This window comes from Ruegeria sp. HU-ET01832 (genome assembly GCF_040371315.1).
Classification (GTDB): domain Bacteria; phylum Pseudomonadota; class Alphaproteobacteria; order Rhodobacterales; family Rhodobacteraceae; genus Ruegeria; species Ruegeria lacuscaerulensis_A.
Map to the genome: position 1 here is coordinate 693,721 of NZ_BAABWL010000001.1, position 19,271 is coordinate 712,991.

A 19,271-nucleotide genomic window follows, 5' to 3' on the forward strand; every position below is an offset into this window, starting at 1 on the left:
CGTTAGTCGGGCTTGTGTTCAGCCAGCGCGCGGTAGATTTCGCGCCGCACCAGTTTGCGAACGTTGCGCGTGATCCGCTCACCCAATACGCCCTGCAGTTCTTCGCGAACCACCTGTGCGATCAAGTCCCGGAGCGCGTCTTCATCCAGCGGTGTGCGCTCCGTTTTAACGTCTTGCACCGGGTCAGCCTTCGCCGTCACCTTCGGATCGCGGATGAAAGTGGCTTTGGTTTCCGAGACGAGCGGTGCGTCAGCGGCGTCTGCTTCGTCTTCGTCAGCCTCGGCCTGCCAACTCAACGACTGAGTCAAGGTCCCAGCATAGGCATCTTGGCCTTCACCGTCGGGTTCCCACTGATCCTCTGTCTTGGCGATCGCCGCCTCCAGCGCTTCGATCTTCGAGCTCAGGCTTTCAACAGGATCGTTTACGCGTTCTGTTGGCTCTTCAATGCGTGGCTCGTTTTCTTTCACTGAGTCGGACGCCCGCAGAACCATGGGCTTCACAGAGACCTCGGCCGCATAGCCTGATACCACCGTATCAGACGGAGTTTCCTTATCACCTTGGGATTCGCTTACTCGTAAGGAATCGGTCAGAACCAACCGGCCAGGCTTACGCGCACGAGTGGATTGCATGATATCCGGGATTTTGCGGCCTTCTTCGCTTACCAACCGCTTAATAGAGGACAGGACGTCCTCTACATTCCCGTTTGCGACATTGTCCGACATTCTTGAATACCACTCTTTCCTCAGGATTGAGTGTAGCCAAACACTTTCAACCTCACAACAGATAGTCGCGGCGTTTAATCACGCCGCAATGCTTTGAGGACGCGATCCAGATCCTTGCTCTGCCTGCTAACCTGAGCTGGGGCTTTCTTCACCAGATTGTAATAAAGCGTCGGATCATAAATCTGCACCGCAAGACCCAGGCGTTCAGCGGTAAGCAAGCCTTGCGCTTGCAGCAGCTGATATGCCGCCCGCGACCGTTCAGTGCGCGAAGCAACTTCGTTCAACTGCGCATCCAACAGATCTTGCTGCGCATTAAGCACGTCCAGCGTGGTCCGAGCACCCAATGTTGCTTCTTCGCGGATACCATCAAAGGCAACTTGCGAGGCCCGAACCTGTTCTGTCGAGGCCCGGAGGCTAGCCGCTGCAGCCTGAAAGTTGGCGTAAGATGCCGAAACGCCCTGAGTGATGTCCTTTTGGACGTTTAGCAAGTTGGCGCGGGTTGCATCACGTGTCGCCATAGCGCGGCGGACCTGAGCGGCCAACGCACCGCCAGCGTAAATAGGTTGGTTGAAGTTCAACGCGATCCTTGCATCTTCGAGGTCATCATCATTGTCAAAGCTTTCGGTGATACCCGCATCGGCGTTAAGCGACACGTTCGGACCCAGATTGGCCCTTTGCTGCTGAACCAGCAGATCAAAAGCGCGCACTTCATGCTGCGAGGACAAGATCGCCGGGTGGTTGCGTTGCGCAAAAGCAATGGCCTCAGATTCTGAATTGGGAAGGCTCGGCAAATTGGGCTGACCCGCCGTAGCGCCGGGGGCATTACCAACAGCGTTCACATATTCGGCCTGCGCGGTGCTGAGGTTACCGCGCGCGACCGCCAGTTCTGCCTGTGCACTAGCAAGCTGTGCTTCGGACAGCGCCACGTCAGTACGAGTCACTTCACCAACGTCAAATCGGTCCTGCGACGCACGCAGTTCTTCGGCCGAGACTTCGACATCGTTCAACTGAATTTGGACAGTTTCTTCTTGAAGAACTACATCCAGATAAGCGTTCACAGCCCGGAACAAAACGGCTTGTTCGATATCAATCAGATTTTGACGCGTGGACAGAACGATTTCTTGCGCAGACTGTTTGCCCAGTACCGAAAAACCACCATCATAGATCAATTGGCTCAACGTCAGGCCGGTAAAGAAGTTAGTCGGTTCCTGACGGTTCACAACGTCATCAACAGTCGAGCGAGTGTAGTCTTGACTGATTTGCACGGTCCAGTTGATGATCGGCCGCAAAGCTGCCAGCGCAATCGCAACGTCTTCGTCAGCCGCACGCAGCAAAGCCCGGTTCTGCTCGAGCAACCCGCTCGTATTGTATGCCCCGATGAACGCATCCGTCAGATTATCCGCCCAGGCGAACCGCCCGGGTAAAACACTAAGCGCAATTCCGGCCGTCAGCGCCATCGCCTTGACCAGTTTACCTCCCGCTTTGGAACTCATCACGAAATCCTCTCAAATCAAAAATTACGCTGCCCTGTCGACAGTTTGCGCGTTTGTTTTCAACTAATCAAGGCGGCAGAAAAAACTATCACGGAATTATAGCGAAAATACACTTTCTGTGGAAAATGCTGCCAAAACCGGCGCATTGGCGTTGAACGCATGACGCCAGGTCACACGGCCATTCGACTTATGACCGATCCGAACGGTGCCCAGTGCACCTTCCATGAACACGCACGCAATTCGACCGTGGTCTTTCAACTGATCAATCAGCTTGTCCGGAATCTGCTCGACCCCTCCTTGCACCATGATCACGTCGTATGGCCCATGCTCGGTCGCGCCTTGCTCGAGCGGTCCGACATGGACGATGGCATTGTCGGCGTCTGCATCCATAAGTATGGTCTGAGCCTCTGCTGCCAAGTCTTCGTCGTCTTCCACGGCCACGACCAATTCGGCCATTCGCGCTGCAATTGCTGTCGAATACCCCATGGCCGGAGCAATATCCAACACGGCTTCATCATTAGAAATATTCAACACGTCCAGCATCTTAGCCAGAGTTCTGGGTTCAAGCATACAGCGACCGTTCCCGAGGTCGATCAGCTCCTCGACATAAGCCGCCTCGCGCTGCGAATCCGGGACGAAATTCTCGCGCCGGACGGTAAGCATCGCGTCGATGATAGGAAATTTCGTGACGTCAGAGGGTCGGATTTGCGTGTCAACCATCGTACGGCGACGGGCTGCGAAATCTGTCATTGGATCGCTCGTTCTGTTCCCTAGTGTGCGTGGCTTGTGCCATATCCAGAAGAAACCGGCAACGCCTCAGTGCCTTCAAACTTACGATATCAGGCAATAATTCAGGACAAGAGCACTGCTGTGACAAATAAGCAGACTGAAATTTGCGCCCACCCCTCTGGACGCCCCAGACGAAAGCTGCTAAAACGCCGGTCACACCACGACAAGTATTTGATTTTACTTGAAAAGGCGAGTTGGCGGAGTGGTGACGCAGCGGATTGCAAATCCGTGTACACCGGTTCGATTCCGGTACTCGCCTCCATTTTACTCTAAATCATTGACTTAGCCCTGTGGTGCTCGGGTGTGACACAAAGTGGGACACACCTACAATGAAATTGTCATCCTATCTAACCCTCTCAAGACATGGCGTTTATTACTTCCGGTGGCCAATCCCTCGGTCCATAAAACGAAAGCGAACATCTGTAAGACTATCGCTGAGTCAGCGAATACTACTGGGTTGCCCTATGCAACGCCCACGCCCTCCGGGATGGATAAAAAACCATAAGTGACAATCTGGCTAGCCGAGGGCGCCATTGAACTCAGGGCAACGCTGCGCGGCGTTGGCGTGCGCCTGTTGATGTTAGGCTTACCGCTTTCAAGCGAAAGTCACAAATACGGTCCTTGATCTGACAAAGGACGCTGATGTTCACCAGGACACAGGCGTTTTTGGATGTGCGACTGGAAGAAAAAAGGAACTTGGCGTACATGCTCGCACGACCTTGTGGTCGCGAAATAAGCAGGCGAAATCCTACTGAACGCATAGGCATGAACGAAGCGGGCAGAACCGGATCTACGGAAAACGGGCGGCTCGCGGGAATGCAAGCTCGTAACTTGCGACATGATTGGCACTTAGTATTTGAAGTCTTCGAACAGGTTTTCCTAGGGTTTGTCTATTCACCATACTTGGGTCTATCCGCACACAAATTGACTCTTGCCCCGTTGGTTCAGGTAGTTCAGTGGCCTGACAAAGTGGCAGCGAGCCCAATACTCGCCGCCTCTTTTCCAAGCTGGTCAAAGCGTTTTCGCGCAGTGCAATTGCGTCATTCGGCCCGACGTCCCTGCGGAATAACCTCGTATCCGGACGCTTCCGGCTCGTAGTCTTCCATTTCGGACGGGAAGCCGGGGGCTGTGATATCCAGCCCGGTGGCCTCTTCCAACCGCTTGATAATATTAGGGGACAACTCTCGGTCGCCATAACGGGCGATGCCGTCGTCAAAGATGCGCATCATCACCGGGTTGATCTCGAGCGGCACCCCCGCCCGGTCCGCCACATCCTGAAACAGGCCAATGTCCTTTTTCACCAAATCCATCGTGAACGAAATGTCCCGCGAGCCGTTCAGAATGACTTGGCTTTCGGTTTCATGCACGAAGGATGTCCCAGACGAGATCTTGATTGCCTCATATGTGGTGTTCAGATCCATCCCGGCGGCTTTGGCGGTCACAAGTGCTTCTGCGCAGGTGATCAGGTTGGCGGTGGCGAGGTAATTGGTCAGCACTTTCAACACCGAAGCAGTCCCGAGGTCACCGGTATGCAGAACCCGTCGGCCCATGGTGGTCAGAAAGGGCAGTATGCGCTCGAACGTGGCCCGGTCGCAGCCCGCGAAGATCGAGATATTGCCCGTCGCGGCGCGATGACAGCCACCCGACACAGGACAGTCTACCGCTGCGCCGCCACGTTCGATCACCTGGGCGCCCAATCGCTTGACTTCGGCTTCATCAGTGGTGGACATCTCCATCCAGATTTTGCCGGGGCTGACCTCAGGCAGCATCTCCTGCATCACCGCGTCCGAAGCGGCAGGTGATGGCAGGCAGGTAATAACCGCGTCGCAATCGCGCATCAGCTGGGCCGGGCTTTCGGCGGCCTTGGCCCCCTGTGACACGAAACCGTCGACGAGGTCAGAGTTCAAATCATGTACCGTCAGTTCGATCCCGTTGCGCAGCAAAGACCCTGACAGTTTGCCGCCCACATTGCCCAAGCCGATAAAGCCCACCTTCATGCGATACACCTCCCTTTTTGGCGCCGTTTTGTTCATGGCAGCATGCCGCCCCACCCAAAGTCATGCCGCCCAGCGACGCTGTCAGGTCGCTTTTAACCCGAGGTGCGAAAGATGTTTGCGACTCGCTTGACAAGGGCCTGCCCGGTGCCGCATGTCCGATCCGTTGGTGTCCATCTGCAGATGGATGAAAAGGGAATGCGTCAGCGGGTCATCCGTCAAACGCAGCCGCCCCCGCGACCGTGACCGGAGAGGGTGCCCAAGCCACTGGCCAGCAAGGCCGGGAAGGCGGGTCATCCGACAGGGCAACCGCCCTGAAATCCGCAAGCCGGGAGACCTGCCAGCACCCGCGATTGAAACCGGACGGGGTGTTCCGGTGCCGGGTCACGCACGACCCGCATGAAACCCCGTCCCCCACGATGAGGATTTAGGGGGATGAGAGACATGACCGAAACCGCTCCGGTCGAGCTGCTGGTTTGCACCACCTGCCGCCGCGGCCTACCCATTGAAGATGACGCCCAACGCCCCGGCACGTTGCTGCACAAGGCGTTGGAACAGGCTGAACTGCCCGAGGGCGTGGCGCTGAAGGCCGTTGAATGCCTGTCGAATTGCGATCAGGGCTGTTCCATCGTGCTGCGCGGCGGGCCGGAACGCTGGACCTTTGTTTATGAGAACCTGAACGAAGTCGATCATGTCGACGTGATCGTAGACGGTGCCACCAAGTATCTGGCCACCGAAGACGGTCTGGTCAAATGGCGCGAGCGCCCCGAACATTTCCGCAAAAACTGCGCCTCGCGCATTCCCCCGATTGGAGCCTGACATGTCCACTTTGGACAAACTCCCCGTTACTGTGATCACCGGCTTTCTGGGTTCGGGCAAGACCACGCTGGTGCGACACCTGATGCAGAACCCGCAGGGCAAGCGTCTGGCCGTTGTGGTCAACGAGTTTGGCGATGTCGGCGTGGACGGCGATATCCTGAAATCCTGCGCCATCCCCGATTGCCCGGCAGAGAACATCATGGAACTGGCAAACGGCTGCATTTGCTGCACCGTGGCCGATGATTTCATCCCCACGATCGAGGCGCTGATGGCGCTGGAGCCGCGCCCCGAGCATATCCTGATCGAAACATCTGGTTTGGCGCTGCCGAAACCGCTGCTGAAAGCGTTCGACTGGCCCGATATTCGGTCGAAAATCACCGTGGACGGCGTGATCGCGCTGGCCGATGCCGAGGCGGTCGCCGCCGGCCGGTTCGCGCCGAATGTCGAGGCAGTGGATGCCCAGCGCATGGCCGACGATTCCATCGACCATGAAACGCCTCTGTCCGAGGTGTTCGAGGATCAGATCTCCTGCGCCGACATCATCCTGCTGACCAAGCCTGATCTGGCCGGCCCCGAAGGTGTCGCCAAAGCCAAAGAGATCATCGCCGCAGAGGCCCCGCGCCCTCTGCCGGTCGTCGAAGTGGCCGAAGGCGTTGTGGACGTGCGCGTCGTGCTGGGTCTTGAGGCTGCCGCTGAGGATGACATGGAGGCGCGGCCCAGCCATCACGATGGCCACCATGATCACGAGCACGATGATTTCGAAAGCATCATCGTCGAGCTGCCGGAACAGACCGACCCGGCCGATCTGGTAGCGAAAATCGAACGTCTTGCCAAAGAACTGAACATCCTGCGCGTCAAAGGCTATGCCGCTGTTCAGGGCAAGCCAATGCGCCTTCTGGTTCAGGCTGTGGGCGCGCGCGTGCGTCATCAGTACGACCGTCCGTGGCAGCCCGGCGAAGAGCGCCGTTCGCGTCTGGTGGTGATTGCCGAGCATGACGACATCAAAGAGGCCGAAATTCGCGACATCCTCGTGGGCGTCACCGAGGCTGCCGAGTAAACCATGCACGTCGTCTTCCGCGAAAGCCACGGGTTAGAGGAATCCGAAACCCCAACCGATCTGGGCCAGAGCCCGGCGGATTTGGTGGTGCTGTCGTTCTCGGACAGCGACCTTGGTGCTTTCGCGGCAGGCTGGCATCGTGGCGGCGGACCCGAGGGTCGGATGCCGACCTTGCGGCTGGCCAATCTGACGGCGCTGAAACATCCCCTCTCGGTGGATACCTATGTCGAGCAGACGTTGGAGGGCGCCAAGGGCATCCTGATCCGACTGATCGGCGGGGTGCCCTATTGGTCCTACGGACTGCAGCAGGTTCTATCGCTTGCGCAGACCAAAGGGATTGCTGTGGCCGTGCTGCCGGCGGACGGGCGCGAGGATACGCGGCTGGATGACTATTCGACCCTGCCCGTCTCCACCCTGCGCCGCTTGGCGCATCTTTGCGACACCGGTGGCGAGGTTGCAGCACAAGCCGCTTTGGCGCAGATGGCATTGGCAGCCGGTCTGTATGCGGGCCCGGTGATGGGCGCCAAGTCCTTGCCCGACTGCGGCGCATGGTGCCCGGACCGCGGTGTGATCCCGGCAGAACAGGCGTTTTCCGGGGATGCGAAACGCATCCTCGTCACCTTCTACCGCGCTTATCTGACATCCGCCGACACCGCCCCCGTGGCCGCCCTAATCCGCAGTCTGCGCGCACGCGGGTTGGACGCCGTAGGCCTATTCGCTCCCTCGCTGAAAGCTCCCACCGCCGCCGACTGGCTGCGCGACACCATCGTATCTCTGGCCCCATCCGCGATCATCAACGCCACCTCCTTCTCGGGTAAAGGCGCATCTGGCACCTCGCCCTTGGACGCCGCCAATGTACCCGTTTTCCAAGTCGCACTAGCCACCTCGCGCCGCAAAGCCTGGGCCGAAGCGGAACGCGGTCTCTCGCCCGCCGACCTCGCCATGCATGTGGTGCTGCCCGAGGTGGACGGGCGGATTTCAGCAGGCATCGCCTCGTTCAAGGAGCCGGGCAAGCGCGACCAGCATCTGGAATATTCCCGCTTTGCCCACCGGGCCGAGGAGGAACGGATCGAGGCCATCCTTGACCGTGTGACCGGCTGGCTGAACTTGCAAGGCAAACCCAAATCCGATCAGGTGCCCGCGCTGGTTCTGTCCACCTATCCCGGCAAGGACTGGCAGATGGCCCATGCGGTCGGTCTGGACGCGCTGGCCTCGGCCGAGGCAATGCTGTCCGACCTACAGGCCGAAGGCTATGACACCGCCCCCGCCGAGCCAATTTCTGACGCGCTGTTGGACGCGCGGATTGCATGGCCCCTTGCCGACTATCAGGCCGCGCTGGCCGACCTACCCGAACAGCTACGCATCGACCTGCAAACCGTCTGGGGTGCGCCCGAGAGTGATCCCGCTTTCGCGGATGGTGCCTTCCACTTCACCGCGCTGCGCCGGGGCAAAGCTCTGGTCGCACTGCAACCCGAGCGCGGCACGCCCGAGCTGCGCGATGACGACTATCACGACCTGTCACGCACCCCGCGCCACAGCTATGTCGCCTTCTACCTGTGGTTGCGCAAAAGCCTGCACGCCGACGCGCTGATCCATATCGGAGCCCATGGCACGCTGGAATGGCTGCCCGGAAAATCCGTCGCCCTGTCCAACACATGCTGGCCCGAGGCGCTGATCCGCGACCTGCCCGTGATCTACCCCTTCATCGTCAATGATCCCGGCGAGGCCGCGCAAGCCAAGCGTCGGATCGGAGCCGTCACGCTGGGGCACATCCCGCCCGCGCTGAAAGAAAGCGGCACGCCCGACCGGATGGTCCGGCTGGAATCCCTACTGGATGAGTTCTCGAACGCCGATGGTCTAGACCCCAAACGCCGCGACCGCCTGCAAGAGGATATCCGCGACGAGGCACAGGCCATCGGGCTGGAGAGCGATCTGGGTCTGGATCAGGCCACCTGCACCGCCGAGGCGATTACTCGCATCGACCGCTTCGTCTGCGACATCAAAGAGAGCCAGTTCGGTAACGGTCTGCACATCTTTGGCCGGGTGCCCGAAGTCACCGGTAATTTCGACCCCGCGCCTTCTGCCCAGTCTGAGCGCCGCGCGCTGATGGATGCGCTGGCTGGAAAACGGATCGAGGCCGGGCCGTCCGGTTCGCCTTATCGTGGCCGCTCGGACGTGCTGCCGACGGGGCGGAACCTTTACACCACCGACCCGCGATCCGTGCCCACGCGCGCGGCCTATACCCAAGGTGTGAAACTGGCCGAGGAACTGGTTCGACGCCACCTGCAAGAGGAAGGCGATTACCCCAAGGGGCTGATCGTTGACCTCTGGGGCTCGGCCACCATGCGCACGGCGGGTGAGGAATTCGCCATGGCGCTGCACCTGCTGGGCGTTAAACCGGTCTGGGATAAAGGGTCCGAGCGGGTTTCGGGCATCGAGGTTCTGCCCATCACCGACCTCAGCCGCCCGCGTCTGGATGTAACGCTGCGGGTCTCGGGCCTGTTCCGCGACGTGTTCCCGACGCTTTCGGCGCTGTACGGTCAGGCGATCCGGGCCTTGTCGGCGCGCGATGAGGCGGCCGACTGGAATCCCTATGCCGGTCAGAAACCCGCCGCCCGCGTCTATGGCCCCGCCCCCGGAAGCTATGGCGTGAACATGACGCAATTGTCCGAAATCTATACCGATGAGGCGCGCACACAGGCGGGCGAGGCATGGCTGGATGCCAGCTCTTACGCGTTGGAAGGCGAGCATGTCGCGCAGGACAAGGACGGCATCACCCAGCGCGTCGCCAACGCCGACAGTTTCGTCCACCTGCAAGATTTGACCGAGACCGACCTGCTACTGGCCAATGATTACGCCACGCATGAAGCCGGATTTGCCGCCGCCAAAAAGATCACAGGCGGCACGGCGCAGCTGTATCATCTGGACAACACCAACCCCGACACCCCGCGCGCGCGGACCCTGCCCGAAGAGATCAGCCGCGTGGTCCACGCCCGCGCCGCCAATCCGGGTTGGATCGCCGGGATGCAACGCCACGGATTCCGGGGCGCAGCCGAGATCGCCGCGACGCTGGATCATATGGCCTCATTCGCGCATCTATCTGGCACAGTCGCGCCGCATCTGTTCGACCTCTACCACGATGCCACGTTGGGCAACGAAGACGTCGACGCCTTTCTGGCCGAGGCCAACCCAAAGGCCCATCAGGCCATGCAGGACCGGTTCCGCACCTTGCTGGAGGCGGGACTGTGGAACACGCGCCGCAACTCGATTCGCGCCGATCTGGAGGGGCTGGGATGAGCGCTCCCATCGTCCAGGGCTGGTGTCCCGGCGCGCACCGTCCGATGATGTCGGGCGATGGGCTGGTGGTCCGGGTGCGGCCGCGGCTGGCCCGTCTGACAGCTGAGCAGGCCATGGGTCTGTGTGATCTGGCGGAACGCTTCGGCAATGGCACCATCGACCTGACCAACCGCGCCAACCTGCAGCTGCGGGGCGTGGCCGAGGCGGATCATCAATCCCTGCTGGCCGAACTGGCCGCGCTGAACCTGCTGGACGCCGAGCCGGGGATCGAGGTGCGCCGCAACATTCTGGTCTCACCTCTGTACCAAGCCGGAGACCTGACCGCTCGGCTGGCGCAAGAGCTTATTGACCGGCTGGCGGAACTGCCCGCCCTGCCCGCCAAGTTCGGCTTTGCCATCGACACCGGACCTGAGCGCCTGCTGGCTGGGGATTCAGCCGACATTCGGCTGGAAACAGCCCCGGATGGCCTGATCCTACGCGCCGATGGGGCCGAGACCGGACGTCTGGTCCAAGAACCCGAAGCCGTCAAACAGGTGATCGCCCTGGCCGCATGGTTCGCCCAAACCTGCACGCCCGAGACGCGACGCATGTCACGCGTGGTCTCGGTTCTGCCACCGGAGTGGCAGGGCGCAGCTCCGGGATCTATTGGCCCTCCGTTGCAACCCGGCCCCTGCGATCCGGGAAAGCTCTATGGTGCGGCCTTCGGGCAATTGCCTGCGCACGCACTGAAGGACCTGATCGCGCAAAGCGGGGCCGTTGCCTTACGCGTCACCCCGTGGCGGTTGATCCTGTTGGAGGGCGGGGCGGCGATATCCGCCCCAGCCTTTGTCACAGATGGCACCGACCCGCTGATGATCACCGACGCCTGCCCCGGCGCGCCATATTGCCCGCAGGCACAGGTGGAAACCCGCGACATCGCGCGCGCTTTGGCGGCACGCGTACCGGGCAGCCTGCATGTCTCGGGCTGCGCCAAGGGATGCGCGCGCATAGGCCCGGCAGATGTGACCCTGATCGGCAATGCCGGAAGATTTGATCTTGTCAAACAAGGCCGCGCGGGGGATGAGCCCTGCCAGACCGGCCTGACCGAAGAAACACTTATGAATATGGACTTCACCTGATGCCCTATACTTATGAAACCGATGGCGCGGCGATCTATAAGGAGAGCTTTGCCACCATCCGGTCCGAGGCTGATCTGGCTCGGTTCGACGCCGACGAAGAACAGGTCGCTGTCCGCATGATCCACGCCGCTGGTATGGTAGGGCTGGAAGAGTTCGTGCATTTCTCGCCCGGGTTTGTGGCCGCCGCCCGCACCGCACTGGAAAACGGCGCGCCGATCCTTTGCGATGCGCGCATGGTCAGCGAGGGCGTGACCCGGTTCCGTCTGCCCGCCGACAACGAAGTGATCTGCACCCTGCATGACGAACGCGTGCGCCCGCTGGCCGCCGAGATGAGCAACACGCGTTCCGCTGCTGCGCTGGAGCTGTGGCGTCCCGATCTGGAAGGTGCCGTTGTCGCCATCGGCAACGCGCCCACTGCCCTGTTCCACCTGTTGAACATGCTGGAAGACCCCGACTGCCCACGCCCAGCCGCCATCATCGGCTGCCCCGTGGGCTTTGTCGGCGCGGTCGAATCCAAAGACGCCCTGTGGGAGGCACAGCCAGTTCCCTCCTGCATCGTCAAGGGCCGCCTGGGCGGCAGCGCCATCACCGTCGCCGCCATCAACGCCATCGCGAGCCGCGCGGAATGAGCGGCACCATCTATGGCGTGGGCCTCGGCCCCGGTGATCCCGACCTGATGAGCGTGCGAGCTGATCGCCTGCTGCGCAATGCCCGCCATGTGGCGTTTTTCCGCAAGCCCGGTCGCAGTGGACAGGCGCGCAAAATCGTCAATGGGATGATCCCCGAGAATGCCGTTGAATTCCCGATGGAATACCCGGTCACGACCGAAATCCCATTGACCGATCCGCGTTATAACGAACTGCTTGCAGCGTTCTACGAAGACTGCGCCGCGCATCTGAAGGCGCTGTCTGATAAAGGCGAGGATGTGGTGGTTCTCTGCGAAGGAGATCCGTTCTTCTACGGCTCTTTCATGCATCTTTACAATCGTTTACGCGACGTCTCTGATGTAGAAGTTGTGCCCGCCATCACTGGCATGTCCGGCGCGTGGACAGCGACAGGCGACCCGATCACATGGGGCGATGACATCCTGACTGTTCTGGCAGGCACGTTGTCCGAAGACGTTCTGGCCCAGCAGATGGCGCAGACCGACGCGCTGGTCGTGATGAAGATCGGCCGCAATATCGACAAAGTGAAACGCGCGCTGAAAACGGCTGGGCTGTATGACCGAGCGTGGATCGTCGAATATGCCCAGATGCCCAATCAACGCGTCTGCAAGCTGTCTGAAAACTGCGACGGCATCACCCCCTATTTCTCGATTATCATCGTGCATGGACAGGGGCGCAGACCATGAGCGGCTGGGTCAAGATCGCCGGTCTTGGACCGGGGGATGAGGCGCTGGTGACGCCCGAGGTGACCGCTGCTTTGGCCGAGGCCACGGACGTGGTCGGCTATATTCCGTACGTGGCACGCGTGGCCGAACGCGAAGGGCTGACGCTGCACGCCAGTGATAACCGAGTTGAGATCGACCGCTCGCAGCACGCGCTGCAAATGGCGGCCGAGGGCAAACGCGTGGTCGTGGTGTCCTCGGGCGATCCCGGCGTGTTTGCAATGGCAGCGGCCGTGTTCGAGGCCCTAGAGGATGGACCTTCTGAGTGGCGTAATATCCAGATTGACGTGCTGCCGGGGATCACGGCGATGCTGGCGGCCTCGGCCCGTGCGGGCGCGCCAATGGGGCATGATTTCTGCGCCATCAACCTGAGTGACAACCTCAAGCCGTGGTCCTTGATCGAAAAGCGCCTGCGGCTGGCCGCGCAGGCAGATTTCTCGATGGCGTTTTACAATCCGCGCTCGAAGTCCCGCCCCGAGGGCTTTGTAAAGACGCTGGAAATCCTGCGTGAGGAATGCGAGCCCGAACGGCTGATCCTGTTTGCCCGCGCCGTATCCCGTGCCGATGAAGCCATTCGGATTTCAACACTAGCCGAAGCCACGCCCGAGATGGCGGATATGCAGACGGTGGTTATCGTTGGCTCGTCCCGCACCCGCGTGATCGAGCGCGACGGGGCGCCGATCGTCTACACCCCGAGGTTCACCCCGGAATGAGCCAGCCAGTCCAGAACCTGAGCGACGCTCGACAGTTCGACCCGCTGCGGCAGGGCCGGACGGTCGATCATCAGCACTGGCAGACCCAGCGCCCGCGCCGCGTCCAGCTTGGCGCGCGCGCCAAGGCCGCCTGCGTTCTTGGACACGACCAACTGGATCTTATGACGCTGCATCAACGCCTGATCATCGGCCAGAGTGAACGGCCCGCGCGAGACAACCACGTCGCAGTTCGGCGACGGCAGAGTACCCGGTTCATCGACCAGCCTCAGCAAGTAGCGATGCTGAGGCTGTGTGGCGAACTCCTGAAGATGCATCCGGCCCACGGCCAGAAACACCCGCTGCGGCGCACCGGACAGGGCGGCCACCGCGCCGTCGATATCCGGAACGTGCTGCCAATGGTCTCCGTCCTTTTCCACCCACGCCGGGCGGGTCAGCGCGGCCAGCGGCACCCCGCTTTGATGGCAGGCGGCCACCGCGTTGGCGCTCATCTGCGCGGCGAAGGGGTGCGTGGCGTCGATCACATGGGTTACAGTATGGTCGCGCATATAGGCGGCCAGACCGGCAACGCCCCCGAACCCGCCTACGCGCACCGGCAGCGGCTGCGGGCGCGGGTTGCCGACGCGACCGGCATAAGAGTAGGTCGCTGGGATGCCCAACTCGGCCACGGTTTTGGCCAGTGCGTTGGCCTCGGTGGTGCCGCCAAGGATCAGGAGATGTGTCATGCATGAAGCTCCGTGGCTGACCGTTCTGGGCCTGGGTGAGGATGGGCTTGATGGCCTGTCGCCCGCAAGCCGTCAAGTGCTGGATCGCGCTGAAATCATCATGGGTCCGCCGCGCCATCTGTCGCTGATCCCCGAGAGCCCCGCCCAAAGGGTCGAATGGCCGGTGCCCTTTGCCGATGGTCTGCCCGTGCTGACGGGGTTCCGGGGGCAGCCCACTGTAGTGCTTGCCTCGGGCGATCCGTTCTGGTTTGGCGCGGGGTCTGTCATCGCGCGCAATTTCGAGGTCGGGGAGTGGACCGCCCTACCCGGCCAATCGACGTTTTCGCTGGCCGCCGCCCGGCTGGGCTGGCCGTTGGAAGCAACGCTGACCTTTGGCCTGCACGCCGCGCCCCTTACCCGGTTGCGACCACATCTGTCGCCGGGGCTGCGCGCTATCCTGCTGTTGCGCAACGGCGCGGCGGTGGCCGAACTGGCGACCTACCTGACCGAGACCGGTTTTGCTGACACCCGCCTGCATGTGATGGAGGCGCTCGGCGGCCCTCGTGAGCGTTCCCGCAGTGTGTCCCTGACCGAGGCGCTGCTGGGCGGGTTCGATCACCCGGTCTGCGTCGCGCTAGAGGTCGCGGGTGATGGGCACGCACTGCCGAAATCCTCGGGCAAGCCGGATGAGATATTCGAGACCGATGGACAGATCACCAAACGCCCTATCCGCGCCCTGACCCTGTCTGCGCTGGCCCCACAGCGCGGCGAGCATTTGTGGGATATCGGCGGTGGCACCGGCTCGATCAGTATAGAATGGCTGATGTGTGATCCGACACTGACGGCCACCACAATTGAACCTCGCGCAGATCGTGCCGAGCGTATTCGCCGCAATGCGGATGCGCTGGGACAGGATCGGCTGAGTGTAGTCCACGGCACTGCCCCTGTTGACCTGACCGGGCTTGCGTTGCCCGATGTGGTGTTTATCGGCGGCGGATTGAACGCAAACCTTCTGGCATGGTTGCGCGATGCGCTACCTGAAGGCACGCGGTTGGTCGCTAATGCGGTGACGCTGGAAAGCGAAACGTTACTGGCGCAATGGCACGACGCATTAGGCGGCGACCTTCTGCGGATCGAACTGGCTCAGGCTGCGCCTTTGGGCCCCCGACGCGGTTGGAAATCTGCCTATCCGGTGGTGCAGTGGAGCGTCACGCTATGATCGTCGCGGGCCTTGGCTTTTCCTCCGCCGCCACCATGGACAGCCTGCGCGCGGCCTTTACGGCGGCCGCCGCGGACCACCCCGTCAGCGCCTTGGCGACCGTCGCGGACAAGGAAGGTCACGCCGCGCTTGCAGAATTCGCCGCCGAAACCGCCCTGCCCCTGCATTTCATCGCACCCGCCGATTTGGCCGGGCAGCGCACGCTCACTTGCTCGCCCCGCAGCCGCGCCAGTTACGGCGCCGGCAGCGTGGCCGAAGCGTCCGCCCTTGCCGCCGCCGGACTGGGCGCGCGGCTGCTTTCACCCCGACAGATATCAGACGACCGGCTGGCCACCTGCGCCATCGCCATCGGAGGACAGACATGACCGTTCATTTCATCGGCGCCGGACCGGGCGCTGCCGACCTGTTGACCCTGCGCGGGCGCGATATCATCGCGTCCTGTCCCGTGTGCCTTTATGCGGGTTCGCTGGTTCCCGAAGAGATCCTGAGCCACTGCCCCAAGGGGGCCAAGATCATCAACACCGCGCCGATGGATCTGGATCAGATCATGGCCCAGATCGACGCCGCGCATAAGGCCGGTCAAGATGTGGCCCGACTGCATTCAGGCGATTTGTCGGTCTGGTCCGCCATGGGTGAGCAAATCCGCCGGTTGAAAGAAATGGGTATCCCGGTCAGCGTCACCCCCGGCGTTCCCTCTTTCGCTGCGGCTGCCGCAGCCTTGGGCACCGAGCTGACCCTGCCCGGCCTCGCACAATCGGTGGTGCTGACCCGCACGCCGGGCCGCGCGTCTTCGATGCCCGAGGGTGAGACGCTTGAGAACTTCGCCCGCACCGGCGCAACGCTGGCCATTCACCTGTCCATCGGCAATTTGGACAAGGTCATTGCCGACCTGACCCCGGCCTATGGCGCCGATTGCCCGGTGGCCGTGGTCTATCGCGCCAGCTGGCCCGATGAGCGCATCATCCGTGCCACTTTGGACACCCTGAAAGACGTGCTGGACGAAAGCATCGCCCGCACCGCTCTGATCATGGTCGGCCCCGCGCTGGCGGGCGAAGGGTTCGACGAAAGCTGTCTGTATTCCAAGGATTACGACCGCCGCTATCGCCCGCAAAGCGCCGATAGCCCGTGGTCCAGTTGGAGCCCCGAGGATGAATGACGCGATGACTAACCCTCCGGGCCTTTTGATTTCCGCGCCGTCCTCGGGAACGGGCAAGACCACGGTCATGCTGGGCTTGTTACGTGCGCTGGCCGAGGATGGTCTGACCGTTCAGCCTTTTAAAAGCGGACCGGATTATATCGACCCAGCCTTTCACCGGGCGGCGGCGGGGCGGGCCTCGTTCAATCTGGACAGCTGGGCCATGGGTGAGCCTTTGTTGGACGCGATTTCAGCGCAGGCCGAGGGCGCGGATATTGTGGTCACCGAGGGTTCGATGGGGTTGTTCGACGGCGTCGCCAAGCCCGGCGAACTGGGTCATGGGTCCAGTGCGGAAACCGCGTTACGGATGGGCTGGCCGGTGGTGCTGGTGCTGGATGTGGGCGGTCAGGCGCAATCGGCGGCGGCAACGGCTTTGGGGTTCAAGATGTATAACCCCGATCTGCCCTTTGCGGGCGTGATTCTGAACCGCTGCGCCAGCCCTCGGCATGAGCGGTTGACGCGGTTGGGAATGGAATGCGCGGGCCTGCCGGTTCTGGGCGTGCTGCCCCGTCGTGGAGACCTGACCCTGCCCGAGCGGCATCTGGGCCTGATCCAGGCGGTTGAACATCCCGATCTGGAAAGCGCAATTGTGGGCTATGCCGCGTTTCTGCGCGAACATGTCGATGTTGAGGCGATCAAGCGGGCGGCGTCCTCAGGCCCGAATGGGCCATCGTCCGCCGCGCTGCCGCGGCCACCGGCGCAACGGATCGCGCTGGCCCGCGATGCGGCGTTTTCGTTCACCTATCCGCATTTGCTGGAAGGCTGGCGGGCGGCTGGGGCCGAGGTGTTACCGTTCTCGCCATTGGCGAATGAAGCCCCGGCGGCGGATGCAGATCTGGTCTGGTTGCCGGGCGGATATCCCGAGTTGCATGCAGGCATTCTGGCCGCCGCATCCGTCTTTCAGGAAGGGTTGCGAAACCACGCGCAAACCAAGCCCGTGCATGGGGAGTGCGGGGGTTATATGGCGTTGGGACAGGCTCTGATCGATAAAGAGGGTGTCTCGCACCAGATGGCCGGGTTGTTGGGGCTGGTGACGTCCTATGAAAAGCGCAAGTTCAATCTGGGCTATCGCCGCGCCGAACTGCTGGCCCCGATGCCCGGCTTTGCCGTAGGCACAGGCCTGCGGGGGCATGAGTTCCACTATTCCTCGATCATCGAGCAACCTGACGCGCCTTTGGCCCGTGTGTTTGACGCAGAAGGGGCCGAAGGGCCGCAGACCGGATCGGTGCGTGGCAACGTGACCGGCACGTTCTTTCACCTGATCGCGGAGGCCTCAGTATGAGTGGGTTTGTCTCGTTCATTGGCTCAGGCCCCGGCGACCCGGAGCTGTTGACGCTGAAGGCTGTGGACCGGATGCAGAAGGCGGATGCGGTGCTGTTTGATGACCTCAGCAGCGGGCCGATCCTGACCCATGCGCGCGACGATGCCGATCTGGTGGGCGTGGGCAAACGGGCGGGGCGCCCCTCGCCCAAGCAGGACCATGTCAGCCGGTTGCTGGTGGATTACGCCCTGACCGGGCAGCGGGTCGTGCGGTTGAAATCCGGCGATGGCGGCATGTTCGGGCGTCTGGAAGAAGAACTGGTGGCCCTGCGCGCGGCTGGAATCGAATACGAGATCGTACCCGGCATCCCCTCGGCCGTGGCGGCAGCGGCGGCGGCGGGCATCCCGCTGACCCGCAGGCTGACCGCGCGGCGGGTGCAATTTGTCACTGGTCATGATGTCAGCGGCAAACTGCCCAAGGACCTGAACCTGGCCGCTTTGGCCGACCCGGACGCGACCACGGTGGTCTTTATGGGTAAGCGCACCTTCCCCCTGCTGGTTGAGACGCTGCACGCCCATGGCCTGCCGCTGGAGACGCCAGCACTAATGGCCGAATCCGTCTCGACCCCCGAACAAAAGCTGCATCGCAGTACTGTAGGCGTGCTGTCCGAAAAACTGGCGGACGAGATAGGCACCGCCCCGGCGCTGATCCTTTATGGCCCGCTGGCAGAGTTTGACGATGTTTGACCTGACCTTGATCGGCATTGGCACCGGGAACCCTGACCACGTGACCTTTCAGGGCGCGCAGGCGATCCGCTCGGCGGACCTGATCCTGATCCCCCGCAAGGGCGAGAACAAAGCCGATCTGGCCGGACTGCGCGAAAAGATCATCGCGCAGGTGACCGACACACCGCCGCAGATCGCCTATTTCGACATCCCCAAGCGCCGCTCGGAAGACGGGTATCTGCGCGGGGTGGACGAATGGCACGACGCGATTGCGCTGCGCTGGCGCGAGGCGATTACCGCCCATCCCGGCGCACAGCACGTGGCGCTGCTGATCTGGGGCGATCCGTCGCTATACGACAGCTCACTGCGAATCGCGGCGCGGTTGGACCCTCAACCGACGACGCGGGTGATCCCTGGCATCACAGCGCTACAGGCGTTGACGGCGGCCCACGCGATTCCGATCAACGATCTGGGTGCCCCCTACATCGTGACCACGGGGCGGCGGATTCGCGACGAAGGGTGGCCGGACGGTGCATCAAACGTGGCGGTCATGTTGGATGGTGAGTGCTCGTTCCAACATCTTCAGATGGCAGATTATGACATCTGGTGGGGGGCTTATGTGGGCATGACTGAAGAAATCTTGATCAACGGCACTCTGATCGATGTTGCACAGTCGATTCTGGACACCCGAGCGACTGCGCGCGCTGATCATGGGTGGATCATGGATATTTATCTTCTCAAAAAGCGCGTGATCTGACCTAAAACGTCGCAAATGGCGATT

The 19,271-nt window shown here is 61.8% G+C and carries 18 protein-coding genes, 1 tRNA gene and 1 riboswitch; of the genes, 14 read left to right on the plus strand and 5 right to left on the minus strand.

Annotation, left to right across the window (positions count from 1 at the left end; all coding sequences use genetic code 11):
• Positions 1-2 precede the first annotated feature (2 nt).
• The 3 genes from ABWV79_RS03495 to ABWV79_RS03505 form a co-directional block, all read right to left on the minus strand.
• Entirely contained in the window at positions 3-722 is a 720-nt protein-coding gene (locus ABWV79_RS03495) for a hypothetical protein (protein ID WP_353390431.1), read from the minus strand.
• Between the two features lie 74 nt (positions 723-796).
• Positions 797-2,215 carry a TolC family outer membrane protein gene (locus tag ABWV79_RS03500; RefSeq protein ID WP_353390433.1) on the minus strand — a complete coding sequence of 473 codons (1,419 nt, stop codon included), beginning with the start codon at positions 2,213-2,215 and terminating at the stop codon, positions 797-799.
• A gap of 96 nt (positions 2,216-2,311) precedes the next feature.
• Positions 2,312-2,965, minus strand: a complete 654-nt coding sequence (locus tag ABWV79_RS03505; RefSeq protein ID WP_170354660.1) for a protein-L-isoaspartate O-methyltransferase family protein — start codon at positions 2,963-2,965, stop codon at positions 2,312-2,314.
• 227 nt (positions 2,966-3,192) lie between these two features.
• Between ABWV79_RS03505 and ABWV79_RS03510 the strand changes: the two genes are divergently transcribed.
• Positions 3,193-3,266, plus strand: a tRNA-Cys gene (locus ABWV79_RS03510).
• A gap of 778 nt (positions 3,267-4,044) precedes the next feature.
• On the opposite strand, the gene ABWV79_RS03515 is transcribed toward ABWV79_RS03510, so the two are convergent.
• Positions 4,045-5,037: an NAD(P)-dependent oxidoreductase gene (locus ABWV79_RS03515; protein ID WP_353390435.1), complete on the minus strand. Its 993-nt coding sequence runs from the start codon at positions 5,035-5,037 to the stop codon at positions 4,045-4,047.
• Positions 5,038-5,148: 111 nt separating this feature from the next.
• A riboswitch (cobalamin riboswitch) is annotated at positions 5,149-5,357 on the plus strand.
• An 85-nt stretch (positions 5,358-5,442) separates the two neighbouring features.
• Here ABWV79_RS03515 and ABWV79_RS03520 point away from each other — a divergent pair.
• The 7 genes from ABWV79_RS03520 to cobJ are packed head-to-tail and all read left to right on the plus strand — an operon-like array spanning position 5,443 to position 13,389.
• Positions 5,443-5,817 carry a DUF1636 family protein gene (locus tag ABWV79_RS03520; protein ID WP_170354662.1) on the plus strand — a complete coding sequence of 125 codons (375 nt, stop codon included), beginning with the start codon at positions 5,443-5,445 and terminating at the stop codon, positions 5,815-5,817.
• 1 nt (position 5,818) lies between these two features.
• A complete protein-coding gene (cobW, locus tag ABWV79_RS03525) occupies positions 5,819-6,874 on the plus strand; it encodes a cobalamin biosynthesis protein CobW (protein WP_353390437.1) in 1,056 nt (351 codons plus the stop codon).
• A gap of 3 nt (positions 6,875-6,877) precedes the next feature.
• Positions 6,878-10,171, plus strand: coding sequence for a cobaltochelatase subunit CobN (gene cobN, locus ABWV79_RS03530; RefSeq protein ID WP_353390439.1), 3,294 nt, complete (start codon positions 6,878-6,880; stop codon positions 10,169-10,171).
• Positions 10,168-11,289: a ferredoxin-like domain-containing protein gene (locus ABWV79_RS03535; protein ID WP_353390441.1), complete on the plus strand. Its 1,122-nt coding sequence runs from the start codon at positions 10,168-10,170 to the stop codon at positions 11,287-11,289. The genes cobN and ABWV79_RS03535 overlap by 4 nt, the downstream gene beginning before the upstream one ends.
• Positions 11,289-11,918, plus strand: coding sequence for a precorrin-8X methylmutase (locus tag ABWV79_RS03540; protein ID WP_353390443.1), 630 nt, complete (start codon positions 11,289-11,291; stop codon positions 11,916-11,918). The genes ABWV79_RS03535 and ABWV79_RS03540 overlap by 1 nt, the downstream gene beginning before the upstream one ends.
• Positions 11,915-12,640, plus strand: coding sequence for a precorrin-2 C(20)-methyltransferase (locus ABWV79_RS03545; RefSeq protein ID WP_353390444.1), 726 nt, complete (start codon positions 11,915-11,917; stop codon positions 12,638-12,640). The genes ABWV79_RS03540 and ABWV79_RS03545 overlap by 4 nt, the downstream gene beginning before the upstream one ends.
• Positions 12,637-13,389, plus strand: a complete 753-nt coding sequence (gene cobJ, locus ABWV79_RS03550; RefSeq protein WP_353390446.1) for a precorrin-3B C(17)-methyltransferase — start codon at positions 12,637-12,639, stop codon at positions 13,387-13,389. The genes ABWV79_RS03545 and cobJ overlap by 4 nt, the downstream gene beginning before the upstream one ends.
• On the opposite strand, the gene ABWV79_RS03555 is transcribed toward cobJ, so the two are convergent.
• On the minus strand, positions 13,362-14,111 hold the full coding sequence (locus tag ABWV79_RS03555) for a cobalt-precorrin-6A reductase (RefSeq protein ID WP_353390448.1): 750 nt from the start codon (positions 14,109-14,111) through the stop codon (positions 13,362-13,364). The genes cobJ and ABWV79_RS03555 overlap by 28 nt on opposite strands.
• Here ABWV79_RS03555 and cbiE point away from each other — a divergent pair.
• The 6 genes from cbiE to cobF are packed head-to-tail and all read left to right on the plus strand — an operon-like array spanning position 14,110 to position 19,247.
• On the plus strand, positions 14,110-15,309 hold the full coding sequence (gene cbiE, locus ABWV79_RS03560) for a precorrin-6y C5,15-methyltransferase (decarboxylating) subunit CbiE (RefSeq protein ID WP_353390450.1): 1,200 nt from the start codon (positions 14,110-14,112) through the stop codon (positions 15,307-15,309). The two genes, ABWV79_RS03555 and cbiE, sit on opposite strands and share 2 nt — an antisense overlap.
• A complete protein-coding gene (locus tag ABWV79_RS03565; RefSeq protein WP_353390452.1) occupies positions 15,306-15,674 on the plus strand; it encodes a cobalamin biosynthesis protein in 369 nt (122 codons plus the stop codon). Before cbiE ends, ABWV79_RS03565 begins: the two co-directional genes overlap by 4 nt.
• A complete protein-coding gene (cobM, locus tag ABWV79_RS03570) occupies positions 15,671-16,465 on the plus strand; it encodes a precorrin-4 C(11)-methyltransferase (protein WP_353390454.1) in 795 nt (264 codons plus the stop codon). The genes ABWV79_RS03565 and cobM overlap by 4 nt, the downstream gene beginning before the upstream one ends.
• Entirely contained in the window at positions 16,458-17,786 is a 1,329-nt protein-coding gene (locus ABWV79_RS03575; RefSeq protein WP_353390455.1) for a cobyrinic acid a,c-diamide synthase CobB, read from the plus strand. The genes cobM and ABWV79_RS03575 overlap by 8 nt, the downstream gene beginning before the upstream one ends.
• Positions 17,783-18,511 (plus strand): uroporphyrinogen-III C-methyltransferase, encoded by a 729-nt coding sequence (gene cobA / locus ABWV79_RS03580; RefSeq protein WP_353390457.1) that lies wholly within the window; start codon positions 17,783-17,785, stop codon positions 18,509-18,511. Before ABWV79_RS03575 ends, cobA begins: the two co-directional genes overlap by 4 nt.
• Positions 18,504-19,247 (plus strand): precorrin-6A synthase (deacetylating), encoded by a 744-nt coding sequence (cobF, locus tag ABWV79_RS03585; RefSeq protein WP_353390459.1) that lies wholly within the window; start codon positions 18,504-18,506, stop codon positions 19,245-19,247. Before cobA ends, cobF begins: the two co-directional genes overlap by 8 nt.
• Positions 19,248-19,271: the final 24 nt, after the last annotated feature.